The sequence below is a fragment of the Campylobacter sp. RM16189 genome (assembly GCF_012978815.1).
In the GTDB taxonomy this organism is placed as follows: domain Bacteria; phylum Campylobacterota; class Campylobacteria; order Campylobacterales; family Campylobacteraceae; genus Campylobacter_A.
Map to the genome: position 1 here is coordinate 134243 of NZ_LIWR01000004.1, position 13307 is coordinate 147549.

A 13307-nucleotide genomic window follows, 5' to 3' on the forward strand; every position below is an offset into this window, starting at 1 on the left:
CTAAAGACTATTCAATTTTTCTTTTTTTATGGCAACTCTTACCTTCGCCACATCCGCAATCTCTTTGCTTAAATTCTTTGACATAGACAAAGTACCCTGCACCGATAGCTATGACGATAAGAAACACCATTTCAAGTCCGCTCATAAGTATCCTTTTTAAAATTTAGGCGAAGCAGTGCTTCGCCTAAAAAATTACTTCATATCTTTAGCTTGAACCCAAATAACAGCATCTTGGCTCAACTCTTTGCCTTTATACTCTTTATCAGGTCCGACTCCAAGAGCTGCAAATCCCCACCAACCTGACTTTGGAATACCGAATGTAAATTCGCCTCTCTCATTAGCTTTAATAGTAAGCGTTACAAAGCTATCTTGAGGAGCCTCCACTTTACCTTTTTTGCTTGTCATATTTTTCTTTACATCAACATCGTGGTTTAGATACTCCACCTCTATCTCGGCAAATGGAACAGGTTTGCCCTCTGATTTTACGATACCCGTAAATGTACTTCCCGCCCAGATCGAGTATGGTTTCATTAAAGGAACAATCTCAGCCTTAAGACCAAGCTCTGCATCCCAATCAGTAGGTGCGCCCGCTACGTTTAAAACCATCTTTGTAATTTGCTGGATGTATGACTCTTCGTTAGCTTCATAGTATGGAGCTGGAGTTAGCGCAAAAACATAATCTCCCATACTTCTTGCTTGATAGTCCATCTCATAGCCTATACCCTCATTATGGCTACCCTTAAATTTCATCTCTTTAAGCTTGCCTTTTAGCTCTGTCTTTTTCTCTTTGTGAAGCACGAAAAAGTCAACTATACCCTCTCTACTCTTATCAAATTGAAGACCCATATCCATAGTATGCTCATCCGCAAAAGGGTGTGTGAAAACAAGCTTCAAAGGAATTGTAGCCGGCTTTTCTAAAGCTGACTCAGGAGTATAAAGCATTTGAAAGTGAGCGAATGCTGAACTAGCTAAAAAACCTGCAACAACTGATGAAATAACAACTTTTTTAAACATTAAATCTCCTTAAAATAAAATTATTGAGCTATATCTTTTGAATTAACGACAACTTCGTGACCTTCACCGGCAAAGAATTTAGCCTTATACTCACCTTCTGGTTTTTTAAACGTATATGTACTCTCTTTATCAAATTTGCCTTCTATCACGACTTTACCATTTTGGATAACTGTAAATTGAACGCCGCTTGCACTTGAACCATCGCTAAAGCCACCTTCGCATGTAACAGTTCCGTCACCATTGTCAAAGCAGCTCATAAGCGCAGTATGAGCAAAAGCAGATGAGCTCATAAGAGCAACTAAAACAGATGAAAACAGAATTTTTTTCATTTTTTCTCCTTTATTTAGATTTATTAAATTTTACTACCCTTTATACCGCCACTCCAGTTTATTCTCTTTTCAGGAATAAACCACAATACTACAACTATAGCAAGCAATATAAAATAGTACCAACTCATCGCAGCCAATCCACTAATGCCTGCGGCAAGCGAGATGCTAAAGAATATCGATGAGACAATTAGTGCAAGCACAAACGGAAAGAACATTCCAAAGCACATCCATACCCAGCTATTAGTCTGCATCTTAACAACTATCATTGTAGCTATACAAGGTGGAGTAAGCAACATAAATATAATAATAGAGGCGGCATGAAGCGGTGTGTATCCGCTGTTTTTAGCCATTCTCTCTTCAGGTCTTAAATTTTCATCCGCATTTGCAGCCTCACCACTCTCTTTGCCTGACTCATAGATGCTACCAAGAGTAGCTACGGCAGACTCTCTGGCAGCAAAAGAGCTTAAGAATGCGACATTAATCTTCCAGTCAAATCCGGCAAATTGAGATATAGGCTCAAGAGCGCGTCCGGCCATACCAAGCAAGGAACTCTCTATCTTATCATTCTTTTGCTCTCTAAGGATTCTATTTCTATCTGTTGATAGCTTTCTAAGGGCTGAATTTATCTTTTTAGCCTCTGCATCAGCTTTTGGAACTAAAAATTTATACATATCAGGGTTTTTGGCTTGGTATTTTTCGTCCACATCCTTACTTCCACCCATCTTTTTAGCCCTATATCCATCATATAGATTTAAAAGTTCGGCAACTTCTTCTCTGGTATCTACTTTGTCATAGTAGGTTGATTTTTTTACGGCTCTATCAAATTTTGCAAGAGCTTTAGTCTCTTCTTGATTATAATGCTCTTGTTTTTCGGTTGATAGCCCCGGAAACTGAAGCAGCGCGAATAATATAACAGCAACTGCAATTACTATGGTACAAACTTTTTTGATATATATCCAAACTCTCTCAAAAGATCTTATGATAACGCCTTTAAATGTAGGCATATGATAAGGCGGAAGCTCCATAACAAAAGGTGCTGTTTCACGGCTTTTTAATACTGTTGAAGTTAAAAATTTAGCTATTATTAAAGCTGCTAGAACCGTTACCGTAGAGATATAAAAAAGCATTATGCTCATATCTTTTGGAAAAAAAGCTCCAAGTAAAAGAGTATAAAACGGCACTTTGGCAAGACAGTTCATAAGAGGAACGGTAAGTATAGTTGCCATTCTAGCTCTATCGTCTGAAATTCCTTTAGTTGACATTACCCCAGGAACTGCGCATCCGCCTACAAAGGCTCCCCCTAAAACAAGAGGCAGGGTGCTTTGCCCGTGAAGGCCGAATTTTCTAAAAACCTTATCAAGTATAAAGGCCATTCTAGGCATATATCCAACGTCTTCTAATATCGCGATCATAGCAAAGAGAATAAAGAATATAGGCAGGTAGTTTAAAAGCGCGATAGTCGAGTTAGTAAGCCACATAGCCATATCTGTTATCATAGGAATTTGAGATATATCTGCAGCTGGAGTTATATCTGATATAAAATTCTTTATCGCGGCAAAAATCGGCCATGTATAGTTAGTAAGCTTATATCCAAAAACGATACTGCTTTGGTAAATAATCACTATAACTGCCAATAAAATAGGGAAACTAAGCCATCTATTTAGGACAAATTTATCAATTTTATCAGTAAATGTCAGCTCGCCCTTTCTTGTCTCATTAACGCATTTATGAAATATAACATCGGCATTTTCATATCTAAAAGATGCCAAAAAGCTCTCTACATCCCTATCAAAGGTATCATGAAATTTATCTCTTTGAGCTGATATTATTTCATCAATATTGCCATTATCAGCTTTTAGCAAATTTACAATGGTCTGATCTTTTTCAAGCGCCTTTAAAGCAAGCCATCTTTTGCTAATAGCAAGCTCATCATTGACCTTTATTGCTTTTTCAATCTCTGAGATATAAATTTCAAGCTCATCATAGTTTATTTTAAACTCTTCATAGTTCTTTTTTATCTCATCGGTCTTTTTGAATATGTCTAAAATTTCGGCCTTACCCTCGTTTTTGGCAGCACTTGCACAAATTACCGGACATCTTAAAATTTCACTCATTTTTTCTGAGTCTATAGTAATGCCTCTACGTCTAGCAACGTCGCACATATTTAATATAATTACGACAGGTACGCCTATTTCAAGCAGTTGAAAAGTAAGGTATAAATTTCTTTTTAAATTTGAAGCGTCTACTATATTTAAAATAAGATCCGGATTTTCATTTATAATAGCCTCCTTTGCAACCTTCTCCTCAAGAGAGTATGAGCTAAAAGAGTAAGTTCCGGGTAGATCTATCATCTCGACATCTATATCGCCTACGCTAAAAAAGCCCGATTTCTTATCTACAGTAACACCCGGGTAATTTGCGATATGCTGGTGAATACCGCTTATCATATTAAAAATAGTGGATTTGCCACAGTTTGGCTGACCGGCCAAGGCTACTTTTATTTCCATGGCTCTACCTCTATAAGCTCAGCCTCACTCTTTCTAAGAGATACTAGATAGTTATGTATTCTTAACTCCAAAGGATCATAAAGTGGCGCCTCTCTGATAACTTCTATCTGAGCTCCTACTACAAAACCCATATCTAAAAGCTTCTGCAAAAGCTTATCTTTAGCATGGAGAGCCTTTATCTTACACGAATTTCCAGACTCTATAAGACCAAGATGCATTTTAATTCCTTTATCAATAACCAATTTCGATATTATATTCTAAAATACTTTAATTAAATTAAAAACGATAATACATATTGAAACTTGTAATACAAATTTTTATTGAATAATAAATGACTAAAATAGCGTCTTAGCGATAGTTTTAAATTTTAATAGTGCTTGTATTGTTTAAAATGCTCTTTGATATGGTTTTTCTATTAGATCCTCTCGTCCTAATTCACTCATAGCAAGCTGAGCAAAATTTGGATTTCTAATAAGCTCTCTCCCATAAGCGACTGCATCGCAAACATTACCCATAAGTAGCGCTTCACCTTGGCTTGCCGTAGTTATCTTACCAACTGCAATAACAGGGATTTTTACCGATTCTTTTATGGCTTTTGCGTAATCTGCCTGATAAAGAGGCAAAAATTTAGGCACATTATCAAGCTCTTTTGTGTCAAAAAATCCTCCAGAGGATACATGAATATATGCTGCACCTAAATTTTCAAGCTCGCAAGATAGCTTTACACTATCGTCCAGCTTCCAATCTTTATTTAGCCAACTATCGGCACTTATCCTAACTCCTACCGGGATATTTACGGCATTTTTAACATCTGTTAAAATTTCACGTAACAATCTCGTACGATTTTCAAAGCCTCCTCCATATTGATCACTTCTATTATTTATAGATGGAGATAAAAATTCACTTATCAAATACCCATGCGCGGCATGAATTTCTATGATCTCGTATCCTGCCTTTTGAGCTCTAATGGCAGAATTTTTAAAATTTTGTTTAAGATCATTTATATCATCTATACTCATCTCTTTTGGAATTTTATAATCATCACTGAATTTAATAGCGCTTGGTGCTATACTTTGGCTATCGCATGTGCTTTTGCGTCCGGCATGAGCTAGTTGTATAGCCATTTTGGCTCCATATTTTGCACAATCTTTTACAAGATTTGCATGCTCTTCTATTTGCTCGTCACTCCAAAGACCAAGATCGCTGTGAGTTATCCTACCTCGTGGCTCAACCGCAGTAGCCTCTACTATGATAAGCCCAACTCCTCCAAGCGAACGAGCAGCATAATGAAGCTTATGAAAGCACCTTGGCAAGCCATTATCGCCTTTAACCTTATACATGCACATAGGTGGCATAACTATACGATTTTTTATCTCTATATCGCCTATTTTAAATGGAGTAAAAAGTTTTGACATATCATATCCTTAAATATCAAGAGATGAGACCCTAAATTTATTATTTAGGACTCATTAAATTTAGTTATTTAGCATCCCATGCCAAGATGGTATTTCCATCTTCGTCTTTAGCGATATCGCCCATTCCCATTATATTATATCCGCAATCCACATAGTGAATTTCACCTGTTACACCGCTTGCAAGATCGCTTAAAAGATACATAGCGCTCTTACCTACATCTTCTGTAGTCACATTGCGTTTTAGAGGACTATTTACTTCGTTATATCTCAAAATCATTCTAAAATCGCCTATTCCGCTTGCAGCTAGAGTTTTGATAGGACCTGCAGAGATAGCATTTACTCTGATATTTTTTGGACCTAAATCATGAGCAAGGTATCGCACAGAACTTTCAAGAGCTGCTTTTGCAACACCCATTACATTATAATGAGGTATAAATTGAGGTCCGCCAAGATATGTAAGAGTTAGGATAGAACCTCCCTCTTTAAGCACAGGCATTACGGCTCTTGTAAGGCTTAAAAGCGAATATACGCTGGTTCCCATAGCGATATCAAAAGCCTCTCTTGTAGTCTCTATAAACTCTCCCTCAAGAGCCTCTTTAGGCGCATAAGCTACGGCATGGACAACGAAATCTATTTCGCCCAAATCCGCCTTTAATTTATCAGCTATGCCGTCTAAATGGGCAGGATTATTTACATCAAGCTCATATACAAATTTGCTTCCAAACTCCTCAGCTATAGGCTCTACGCGTTTTTTTAAAGCATCATTTAAAAACGTAAAAGCAAGCTGTGCGCCTTGCTGATGACAAGCTTCCGCAATACCGTAAGCTATTGATTTAGCGTTTGCAACACCGACTATTAAACCTTTTTTGCCATTCATTATCATTTTGCTTCCTTTATTAAATTTAAAAAATTATACGCATCCCAACTTGCAGTACCCACAAGAACTCCATTGCAGTTAGAAATTTTAGCGATCTGCCCAATATTTTTCGCATTTACGCTTCCTCCGTAAAGAAGCGGTACTTTGGTCAAATTTGCTATGAAATTTAAAATTTCCTCTATCTGCTCACTGCTCGCACTCCTACCAGTCCCTATGGCCCAGATCGGCTCATAGGCGATATATAGATTTTCATAACTTAGATCTATATTGTTAAGCTGATTTTTTAAAAACTCTTTAGTTTTGTTAGCCTCATTGGTGGCTAAATTTTCGCCTATGCAGTAGATTATATCCCAGCTATTTTTAGCGGCAAATTCAAATTTGGCTCTTAAAAACTCCTCGCTTTCGTTTAAAATTTCACGCCTTTCAGAGTGTCCAATGAGAACAGTTCTTATACCAAACTCATCAAGCATAGCTTTACCGATCTCGCCGGTAAAGGCTCCGCTCTCACAAGGGTAGAAATTTTGCGCTCCAAGCCTAAATTTATAATTAGCCTTTTTATAAGCGCTAAAAGGTGGAAATACTAATACATCATCACTTTGATCTAAATTTGAGTTTAAAATTTCAGCATACTCTCTAAAGCTCTCTCTTGTATGATTACACTTTAAATTTGCTGCAAATATCACGACTCACGCGCCTTTCTAAGAGGTTTTATACCAGGTAGTTCCTTGCCCTCTATTAGCTCCAAGCTCGCTCCACCACCTGTTGAGATAAAGGTCATCTCATCGGCATCTCCCGCACGCTCAACCACATCAGCGGTATCTCCGCCCCCAACAACTGTAGTAGCGTGAGTCTCGACGATAGCGTGGCTCATCTTGATACTTCCCTTGCTAAATTTATCCATCTCAAAAACACCCATAGGACCGTTCCACCAGATGGTTTGAGCATCTGCTAAAACCTCTTTAAACAGTCTTACTGAGGCAGGCCCTATATCAAGCCCCATCCAGCCGTTTGGTATCTCTTTAGAAGAGACATATTTAACCGCACTATCTGCAGAAAAGGTCTGGGCCGCCACTACATCAACAGGCAGGTAAATTTTAACCCCAAGCTCTTTGCCCTTTTTTAAGATTTCATTCGCATCCTCTATCAAATCCTCTTCAAGAAGCGAATTTCCAATATTTTCACCAAGCGCCTTTAAGAATGTAAAGGCCATGCCTCCGCCGATTATTAGCTTATCCACACGAGGAAGTAGATTGTGAAGAGCCTGAAGCTTACCACTAACCTTTGAGCCGCCTACAACAGCCACAAAAGGCCTTGAAGGGTGCTTTATCAAATTTTGAGCGAAGTTTATCTCTTTTTGAAGTAAAAATCCGGCAGCCTTATGATTTTCATCATAAAATTTAGTAATAGCCTCGACCGAAGCGTGAGCTCTATGGCATACTCCAAAGGCGTCATTTATATAAATTTCGCCAAATTTTGCAAGCTCACGAGCCAAATTCTCATCATTTTTTGTCTCGCCCTTTTCAAAGCGAAGATTTTCTATCATCAAAATTTCACCAGCCTTTAGCTCTGCTGATTTTTTGATGGCGTCATCACCCACAACATCGTTTGCAAATATAACATCACGATCAAGCAATCTAGAAAGTCTTTTAGCAACATTTTTCAAAGAGAATTTCTCTTCAAATCCGTTTTTAGGTCGGCCAAGATGGCTTGCCAAAACAATGCTGCATCCATGATCAAGACAGTATTTTATAGTAGGTATAGCAGAGCGAATTCTGCGATCATCAGTAATATTTAAAAACTCATCCATAGGCACGTTAAAATCGCACCTAATAAAGATCTGTTTTTTGGCTAAGTCAAGGTCGTTTATAGATAAAATTTCACTCATATCAACCCTTTTTTACGGCTAAAACCGCTAAATCTACAAGGCGCTGAGAATATCCCCACTCGTTGTCATACCATGCCATAACCTTTACCATATCATCGCAAATTACCTGAGTAATGTCGCTTGCTACGATAGAGCTATAGCTTGAGGTCATGAAGTCGCTTGATACTCTTTGATCGTCATCTACAAGTAAAATTCCTTTCATAGGGCCGTTTGCGGCATCTCTAAAGGCGTTATTAACATCTTCTACACTTACTTTTTTATTTAAAACTACTGTCAAATCAACCATAGAAACATTTGCCACAGGTACACGCACGCTTTGACCGTGCATCTTGCCGGCAAGTTGCGGAAGTACCTTGCTAATAGCTTTTGCAGCTCCAGTGGTAGTAGGTCCGATATTTAATGCCGCTGCACGACTTCGTCTAAAATCTTTAGCTTTAACATCAACCAAACTTTGTCCATGTGTATACGCATGAACAGTTGTCATAAGACCCTTTGCTATACCAAATTTCTGATCCAAAACCTTTGCGACCGGGCCAAGGCAGTTTGTGGTACAACTTGCGTTTGATATTATAGCCTCACCTTTGTAAAGCTCCTCGTTTACGCCTATTACGTATGTAGGTGTGTCATCTTTTGCAGGAGCGCTCATCACAACTTTTTTAATCCCATTCTTGATATAAGGTTGGCATTTTTCAGTAGTCAGATAAGCCCCTGTACACTCAAGTACAACATCGGCACCAAAGGCTGCAAAATCAAGCTCATTTGCATCTCTTGTAGAATAAACTCTTATTTTTTTACCGTTAACCTCGATATAGTCGTCATTTATGACCTTTACATCTTGCTTAAACTCCCCATGAACGGTATCATATTTTAAAAGATACATTGTCATCTCTCTCTTTGCCGTATCGTTTATGGCGACTAGCTCTACGTCGTCACGCTCTAATATAATACGCGCCGCACATCTTCCAATCCTACCAAAGCCGTTTATAGCGATTTTAACCATTCGTACTTCCTTTGATAATGAAATTTGCTAAATTTTACATATAAAGAACTTTAACCCTGCTTTATCAATTAAAATTTTTAATTTATATATTTTTCAACTCAGTTTTACTCTAATTTTGATAAGCTTTATATCTAAATTTTAGCAGACACAAATAGGATATGTTGGGAATGAAGTTGGGATTTTTTGGTGGGAGTTTTGATCCTCCTCATCTTGGGCATGATAGTATCGTAAAGATGGCGATTGATAGCCTTGATATAGATAAACTCATAATAATGCCTACATACATTAGCCCTTTTAAGGCTGATTTTTCAGCGCCTCCAGAGCTTAGACTAAGATGGACAAAGGAGATTTGGGGAGATCTGCCAAATGTTGAAATAAGCAGATTCGAGATAGATCAAAATCGCCCTGTGCCTACGATAGAGAGTGTTTTACATCTTTATGATATTTACGATATAAAGAAATTCTATCTTTTAATAGGAGCCGATCATCTGGCGACTCTTGATAAGTGGCATAATTTTGAGCTTCTTAGCTCTTTAGTTCATTTTATAGTGGCCAAAAGAGATCATATCAAGATACCAAAAAAGCTTCAAAAGCTTGATATCCACATAGATATCTCATCTTCTAAAATAAGAAGCGATCTGGTACAAGATCAAATTCCTGCTAAAATAAAAGAGGAAGTTATAAAATTTTACCAAGGATTAAAATGCAAGAAAGAATCGACAGAATCATCAAAATTCTAGATGAAAAGAAGGCTGAGTCAATAGAAGCTTTTGATATGAGAGAAAAGGATTATTTCGTAAAATACGTAGTAATTGCAACTACAATGGGGGAGAGGCACGCATACTCTTTAACAGATGATCTAAAGCTAGCGCTAAAACCGCTTGGAGAGGAATTTTTAGGCATAGAAAGCTCGCCTGATTGGGTTGTACTAGATCTTGGCGATATCTTAATCCATCTTCTAAGCCCACAATACCGCGCTAAATACAATATCGAAGAGTTTTTATCAAAACTAAAAGAGCAAAGAAGCTAAGCCTATCTGGCGGTAAATTTTAACAAAACCCTTGCCGCCAAGATTCCAAATAATACCCCTATAAAATCGGCTAAAATATCAAGCAGACTAAAATACCTATTTGGCAAAAACACTTGAACAACTTCTATTTGAACCGCATAGATCATTAGTATAACTATTTTTTGGATTAAATTTAGACTTTTTAACCCAAAATTCATAGTGATATAAAGCACAACAAAAGCTAAAAAATGATTTATCTTATCCCAACTGCTTTTTACAAGCTCAAATTCCGCACTTGTAGTAGACATATACTCTATAACCACCAATAAAAATATAAAAACAAATGTAAAAAATCTCGATAAGTAGATCGCTTTTAAGCTCATACTAGAAATTTAACTAGACAAAAAGCCGATAAAAATAGCCAAACAAACAGAATAAAAGCCAAAACAAAAGGCTTTTTGCCGGCGTTTTTTAAAACATCTTTTCTTATCGTTACTCCAAGCGCGCTCATTGCAATAGTTAGTAATAAAATATCTATAAAATATATAATCTCTAACAAAAAGTCACTTAAGATTCCAATTGAATTAAAAGATACGGCGAATAAAAACCATAGTGCAAAATATGGGAAAGAGGCTCTTATATTTAATGATTTTTTGCTATTTGATGCTTCTAAATTTAATGAGCTAAGAACTATCAAAAACGGAGCGAGCATCAAGACTCTTAGCATTTTAATTATAACTGCATTTGCCTGAGCCACTTCGCCTATAGCAGATCCTGCTCCTACTACATGAGCCACCTCATGCAAGCTAGCTCCGGTAAAAAATCCCATCTTTAACTCGCTAAAGGCTAAAATTTGAGAGCTAAATATAAGAGGATAGGCAAACATACCTATCGTGCCAAATACAACCACGGTAGATACGGCTATGGCTATCTGATCGCTTTTTGCTTTTATGACGCTTCCTGCGGCAAGCACTGCAGCAGCACCGCATATAGAGCTACCACTACTAATCAGCGCCGCGCTTTTTCTATCAAGACCTATCTTTTGCCCTAAATAATATCCAATGAAAAATGTTGAGAATACGATGAAAAAAGATAAGAATATACCTACAATACCGACCTGTGAAATATCTGCAATACTAAGCTTAAATCCAAAAAGAATAATCCCAAGTCTTAAAATTTGCTTTGTACTCACGGCTAAAACATGGCTTCTTCTTAGCATTAAGACATTTTTATGAGAAATATTGCCAAGTATCGCTCCAACAATCACGGCGATTATAAGAGGGCTGATATAAAATGTAGAAAATGGAGGAATTTTAGATAGCACAATAGAAAAAATAACCAGCAAGAGTATAATAGTCCAGGATTTAATCTTTCGTTTTCTAGCTAACTTCATTTTAACTTAGCATAAATTTACATCTTATCTTTTGCAGTTATTCCCATAAGAGAAAGCGCTGTTTTTATAGAGAGTGCAACAACTGCAAATAACTTTAACAACTCATCTTCGTTTTCGCTCCCGACAACTCGATTTTCATTATAAAATTTATGAAAATTAGCAGCCAAAGACTTTAAGTAGTCACAAATTTTTTGCATAGAGCGAACGTTAAACGCATCTACTAAAACCTCGTTTAAAGCAAGTGCTTCAAAAAGCAGATTTTTAGCATCTTCATTCAAATTTACAAAGTTCGCATTTTTGACATCATCTACAACTTTACCAGCCTTTGCAAAAATTTGATTAACTCTTGCATGAGCGTAATTTATGTAAAAAATCGGGTTTGAACTATCCTCTTTTTTAAGCTCGTCTACATCAAATTCAAGGTGAGTATCGCTCTTTTTGCTAAGGAATATGAATCTAAGAGCTTCATAGCCAATCTCTTCCACAACATCACTCATCAAGACTACATTACCGCTTCTCTTACTCATCTTAAACTGTTCGCCGTTTTTAAGTAGGCTAACCATCTGTGAGAGTAAAACCTCTAGTCTATTTTCATCATAGCCAAGAAAATGTACGGCCGCTTTCATTCTTGCTATATATCCGTGGTGATCGGCCCCCCAGATATTTATATATCTATCGTATCCGCGCTTAAATTTATCGTTGTGATATACGATATCGCCCGCCAGATAGGTTTCGCGACCATCTTCACGTACTATAACCCTATCCTTTTCATCTCCAACCGAACTGGAATTTAGCCAAATTTTACCCTCTTGCTCATATATTCCGTTACAAGATCTAAGCCTATCAAGAGTCTCGTCAAGCTGATCATAATAGCTTCTCTCGCTTGACCAGTTTTCTATAAAAATTTGCGCATCTGCTAAATTTTGCTTAATAAGATTTAATACAATGTCTTTACCAAAATCGGCTAGTTCTAAATTTCTACTCTGATCGTAAAAAATTTCCTTGCCAAATTTTTGTTCCGCAGCCTTAGCTATGTCTAGGATATAATCGCCTCTATAATAAGCCTCCGGATAGACTACATTTTCACTAAAAAGTTCTTCGCGGGCTCTAAGACTTATGGAAATTCCAAGCAGATCTATTTGATTACCCGCATCATTGATATAGTATTCAGTCTTAATATCTTTGCCTATATATCTGCCGACTCTAGCAAGAGTATCTCCAAATACAGCACCTCTTACGTGACCTATATGAAGAGGACCTGTAGGATTTGCACTTACGTATTCAAGTAAAATTTTTTCACTTTCGGCTCCGCCTCTTGCAAAATTTTGAGGGTTTTCTATAGCGGCTTTAGCAAGATTGCCTAAGAAATTTTGTTTTAACTTAAAATTTATATAGCCATTTAATGCGCTTACTTCAAAGATCTCGCTGTCTTGAAATTTGCTAGCAATATCTTGTGCTATGATTACCGGAGATTTTTTAAGCTCTTTTGCCAAAGAAAACGCAAGAGGAGTCGCATAGTGGGCGAGATTTTTATCCTTTGGTTTTTCAAGGACAAAATCAACCTCTATAACTTTTTTTATCTCGTCTATGACTAAATTTTTCAACCCTAAACCTTACGCACTCTTAGTGGTTTCATCTACTTTTGTAGCGGTTATAGCTTCCTCTTTTTTCTCTTCAACTTTCTCTACATTCTCAGCTTTTTTATCATCGGTTTCCATCTCTGATTTAAAGCTTTTTATACCCTTACCAAGTCCTTTTGCAAGCTCCGGAATCTTCTTTGCTCCAAAAAGCAAAACTATTATAAGTAAAACTATAAGCAATTGTTGGACACTTGGACCCATTTTTTCTCCTTTTAAAATTTTCGTTATATTATCATAT

General features: G+C 37.1%; 16 protein-coding genes. 2 read left to right on the forward strand and 14 right to left on the reverse strand.

Annotated elements, in window-relative coordinates; translation table 11 throughout:
* Window positions 1-7: 7 nt before the first annotated feature.
* The 10 genes from CDOM16189_RS04025 to gap all read right to left on the reverse strand — a co-directional run bounded on the left by CDOM16189_RS04025 (window position 8) and on the right by gap (window position 9027).
* Window positions 8-145: a FeoB-associated Cys-rich membrane protein gene (locus tag CDOM16189_RS04025; RefSeq protein ID WP_169972870.1), complete on the reverse strand. Its 138-nt coding sequence runs from the start codon at window positions 143-145 to the stop codon at window positions 8-10.
* Window positions 146-192: 47 nt separating this feature from the next.
* On the reverse strand, window positions 193-1014 hold the full coding sequence (locus tag CDOM16189_RS04030; RefSeq protein ID WP_169972868.1) for a DUF4198 domain-containing protein: 822 nt from the start codon (window positions 1012-1014) through the stop codon (window positions 193-195).
* 20 nt (window positions 1015-1034) lie between these two features.
* On the reverse strand, window positions 1035-1343 hold the full coding sequence (locus tag CDOM16189_RS04035; protein WP_169972866.1) for a hypothetical protein: 309 nt from the start codon (window positions 1341-1343) through the stop codon (window positions 1035-1037).
* Between the two features lie 23 nt (window positions 1344-1366).
* Window positions 1367-3850: a ferrous iron transport protein B gene (gene feoB / locus CDOM16189_RS04040; RefSeq protein WP_169972864.1), complete on the reverse strand. Its 2484-nt coding sequence runs from the start codon at window positions 3848-3850 to the stop codon at window positions 1367-1369.
* Complete coding sequence (locus CDOM16189_RS04045; RefSeq protein ID WP_169972862.1) at window positions 3841-4068, reverse strand: FeoA family protein; 228 nt, start codon at window positions 4066-4068, stop codon at window positions 3841-3843. Before CDOM16189_RS04045 ends, feoB begins: the two co-directional genes overlap by 10 nt.
* A 168-nt stretch (window positions 4069-4236) precedes the next feature.
* On the reverse strand, window positions 4237-5265 hold the full coding sequence (locus tag CDOM16189_RS04050) for an NADH:flavin oxidoreductase/NADH oxidase (RefSeq protein WP_169972860.1): 1029 nt from the start codon (window positions 5263-5265) through the stop codon (window positions 4237-4239).
* 64 nt (window positions 5266-5329) lie between these two features.
* Complete coding sequence (gene fabI / locus CDOM16189_RS04055) at window positions 5330-6148, reverse strand: enoyl-ACP reductase FabI (RefSeq protein WP_169972858.1); 819 nt, start codon at window positions 6146-6148, stop codon at window positions 5330-5332.
* Window positions 6145-6825: a triose-phosphate isomerase gene (locus CDOM16189_RS04060; RefSeq protein WP_169972856.1), complete on the reverse strand. Its 681-nt coding sequence runs from the start codon at window positions 6823-6825 to the stop codon at window positions 6145-6147. Before CDOM16189_RS04060 ends, fabI begins: the two co-directional genes overlap by 4 nt.
* Entirely contained in the window at window positions 6822-8027 is a 1206-nt protein-coding gene (locus tag CDOM16189_RS04065) for a phosphoglycerate kinase (RefSeq protein WP_169972854.1), read from the reverse strand. The genes CDOM16189_RS04060 and CDOM16189_RS04065 overlap by 4 nt, the downstream gene beginning before the upstream one ends.
* A gap of 1 nt (window position 8028) precedes the next feature.
* Window positions 8029-9027 (reverse strand): type I glyceraldehyde-3-phosphate dehydrogenase, encoded by a 999-nt coding sequence (gene gap, locus CDOM16189_RS04070; protein ID WP_169972852.1) that lies wholly within the window; start codon window positions 9025-9027, stop codon window positions 8029-8031.
* A 158-nt stretch (window positions 9028-9185) separates the two neighbouring features.
* Here gap and nadD point away from each other — a divergent pair, with 158 nt between their 5' ends.
* Complete coding sequence (gene nadD, locus CDOM16189_RS04075; RefSeq protein ID WP_349304325.1) at window positions 9186-9767, forward strand: nicotinate (nicotinamide) nucleotide adenylyltransferase; 582 nt, start codon at window positions 9186-9188, stop codon at window positions 9765-9767.
* A complete protein-coding gene (gene rsfS / locus CDOM16189_RS04080; RefSeq protein WP_169972848.1) occupies window positions 9731-10057 on the forward strand; it encodes a ribosome silencing factor in 327 nt (108 codons plus the stop codon). Before nadD ends, rsfS begins: the two co-directional genes overlap by 37 nt.
* A 2-nt stretch (window positions 10058-10059) precedes the next feature.
* On the opposite strand, the gene CDOM16189_RS04085 is transcribed toward rsfS, so the two are convergent.
* The 4 genes from CDOM16189_RS04085 to tatA are packed head-to-tail and all read right to left on the reverse strand — an operon-like array spanning window position 10060 to window position 13270.
* A complete protein-coding gene (locus CDOM16189_RS04085) occupies window positions 10060-10419 on the reverse strand; it encodes a VanZ family protein (RefSeq protein WP_169972846.1) in 360 nt (119 codons plus the stop codon).
* Window positions 10416-11429, reverse strand: a complete 1014-nt coding sequence (locus tag CDOM16189_RS04090; RefSeq protein ID WP_169972844.1) for a YeiH family protein — start codon at window positions 11427-11429, stop codon at window positions 10416-10418. The genes CDOM16189_RS04085 and CDOM16189_RS04090 overlap by 4 nt, the downstream gene beginning before the upstream one ends.
* A gap of 17 nt (window positions 11430-11446) precedes the next feature.
* Window positions 11447-13033, reverse strand: coding sequence for an arginine--tRNA ligase (argS, locus tag CDOM16189_RS04095; RefSeq protein WP_169972842.1), 1587 nt, complete (start codon window positions 13031-13033; stop codon window positions 11447-11449).
* 9 nt (window positions 13034-13042) lie between these two features.
* Entirely contained in the window at window positions 13043-13270 is a 228-nt protein-coding gene (gene tatA / locus CDOM16189_RS04100; protein ID WP_169972840.1) for a twin-arginine translocase TatA/TatE family subunit, read from the reverse strand.
* Window positions 13271-13307: the final 37 nt, after the last annotated feature.

Excerpts from the sequence above, each read along its gene's own strand:
- CDOM16189_RS04035 (WP_169972866.1), bottom strand. The coding sequence starts at position 1,343 with ATGAAAAAAATTCTGTTTTCATCTGTTTTAGTTGCTCTTATGAGCTCA.
- CDOM16189_RS04090 (WP_169972844.1), bottom strand. The coding sequence starts at position 11,429 with ATGAAGTTAGCTAGAAAACGAAAGATTAAATCCTGGACTATTATACTC.
- CDOM16189_RS04030 (WP_169972868.1), bottom strand. The coding sequence starts at position 1,014 with ATGTTTAAAAAAGTTGTTATTTCATCAGTTGTTGCAGGTTTTTTAGCT.
- nadD (WP_349304325.1), top strand. The coding sequence starts at position 9,186 with ATGTTGGGAATGAAGTTGGGATTTTTTGGTGGGAGTTTTGATCCTCCT.
- CDOM16189_RS04085 (WP_169972846.1), bottom strand. The coding sequence starts at position 10,419 with ATGAGCTTAAAAGCGATCTACTTATCGAGATTTTTTACATTTGTTTTT.
- tatA (WP_169972840.1), bottom strand. The coding sequence starts at position 13,270 with ATGGGTCCAAGTGTCCAACAATTGCTTATAGTTTTACTTATAATAGTT.
- CDOM16189_RS04065 (WP_169972854.1), bottom strand. The coding sequence starts at position 8,027 with ATGAGTGAAATTTTATCTATAAACGACCTTGACTTAGCCAAAAAACAG.
- fabI (WP_169972858.1), bottom strand. The coding sequence starts at position 6,148 with ATGATAATGAATGGCAAAAAAGGTTTAATAGTCGGTGTTGCAAACGCT.
- gap (WP_169972852.1), bottom strand. The coding sequence starts at position 9,027 with ATGGTTAAAATCGCTATAAACGGCTTTGGTAGGATTGGAAGATGTGCG.
- CDOM16189_RS04050 (WP_169972860.1), bottom strand. The coding sequence starts at position 5,265 with ATGTCAAAACTTTTTACTCCATTTAAAATAGGCGATATAGAGATAAAA.
- feoB (WP_169972864.1), bottom strand. The coding sequence starts at position 3,850 with ATGGAAATAAAAGTAGCCTTGGCCGGTCAGCCAAACTGTGGCAAATCC.
- rsfS (WP_169972848.1), top strand. The coding sequence starts at position 9,731 with ATGCAAGAAAGAATCGACAGAATCATCAAAATTCTAGATGAAAAGAAG.
- CDOM16189_RS04045 (WP_169972862.1), bottom strand. The coding sequence starts at position 4,068 with ATGCATCTTGGTCTTATAGAGTCTGGAAATTCGTGTAAGATAAAGGCT.
- CDOM16189_RS04025 (WP_169972870.1), bottom strand. The coding sequence starts at position 145 with ATGAGCGGACTTGAAATGGTGTTTCTTATCGTCATAGCTATCGGTGCA.